The organism is Paenibacillus tyrphae, from assembly GCF_024158745.1.
Classification (GTDB): domain Bacteria; phylum Bacillota; class Bacilli; order Paenibacillales; family NBRC-103111; genus Paenibacillus_G; species Paenibacillus_G tyrfis_A.
Genome location: NZ_JAMZAW010000059.1, coordinates 1 through 1,512 on the forward strand (window position 1 = coordinate 1; position 1,512 = coordinate 1,512).

Here is a 1,512-nt window from a genome sequence, read left to right on the forward strand (position 1 = left end):
GGAATGGCATTGTCATGAATCATAAGGGTCTGTAAAATAAATTGTGTAACCTCTCAACTGAGATAAATTTGGCAATACTGACTACTAGATCAAAGTTGGAGGAATGAGCACATGATGACCCGAAGCGGATTATTGTCAAAACAAGAATTACGTCAATTCGTAAAAGAACATAATTTTCAATCGGCAGAAGATATTCAAAGGACACTGAAGGAATTATTTGCGGAAGTGCTCCAAGAAGCGCTAGAAGCGGAACTGGATACGCATCTCGGTTATGAGAGGCACGATGTAAAAAACAAGCAAACGAGAAACAGCCGCAATGGCTACAGTAAGAAAACCGTCACCTCCGAATACGGCGATGTAGAGATTGAAGTGCCTCGGGACCGACTGGGTGAGTTTGAACCTGTGGTCGTGAAGAAAAATCAGACGAATGTGACCGGCATTGAGGAGCAGATCATCGCATTGTATGCGAAGGGTGTCAGCACACGGGACATTCAGGATCATCTTCAAGGGTTGTATGGTGTCGAGGTCTCACCGACTCTCATCTCTAATGTAACGAATAAGATCGTACCGCTGATTAAGGAATGGCAGAACCGTCCTCTGCAGCAGATCTATACGGTTGTCTTTTTGGATGCCATTCATTTCAAGGTTAAGCTAGAAGGCCATATCGTAAACAAGGCTGCCTATATGGTGATCGGCATTGATTTAGACGGCAACAAAGATGTACTGGGCATTTGGATTGGGGAAAACGAATCTGCAAAGTTTTGGCTGAATGTGTTAAACGAGCTTAAGAACCGCGGAGTTCAAGACATCCTTATTACCTGCGTCGATAATCTAAGCGGCTTTTCACAAGCTATTGCAGCTTGCTATCCGAAAACAGATATCCAAAAATGCATCATCCACCAAATCCGTAATTCAACGCGATATGTCTCTTACAAGGATCTTAAGAAAGTAACAGCGGACTTAAAGCCAATTTACAAGGCGGTCACGGAAGAAGCAGCCCTGCTGGAATTGGAACGGTTTGAAGAAAATTGGGGAAGCAAGTACCCGCTCATCGTCAAATCATGGCGTCAAAACTGGGATGAACTTGCGACCTTCTTCAAATATCCGCCAGAACTTCGAAAACTCATATATACAACGAACATGATCGAGAGTTACCACCGGCAATTACGCAAAGTAACAAAGGGAAAAAGCATATTCCCAACAGACGAATCGCTACTGAAGATGCTGTATCTCTCCACTATGGACGTCGTTCGAAAGTGGACAGGTCGTGTACAGAACTGGGGACAAATTCTTCTCCAGCTTACCGTATACTATCCAGAACGCGTCCAGGTACGCTAAAATCGGCTTTACATGGAGGGGTGGGCATGATAGGCTGAATGCCTTGGCGATGACCATGTTTTAGGGAATCGCCGCATCGCCAATCATCATGCCCACAGAGGCTCCATGTCAAGCCGCGGCACCGCAGTTTGATAGATCGATTTTGAGAGCTTACACAAAATTCTTGACAGACTC

The 1,512-nt window shown here is 44.8% G+C and carries 1 protein-coding gene; it reads left to right on the top strand.

The window, feature by feature from the left end; translation table 11 throughout:
* Positions 1-114 precede the first annotated feature (114 nt).
* A complete protein-coding gene (locus NI000_RS36470) occupies positions 115-1,338 on the top strand; it encodes an IS256 family transposase (RefSeq protein WP_253416163.1) in 1,224 nt (407 codons plus the stop codon).
* Positions 1,339-1,512: the final 174 nt, after the last annotated feature.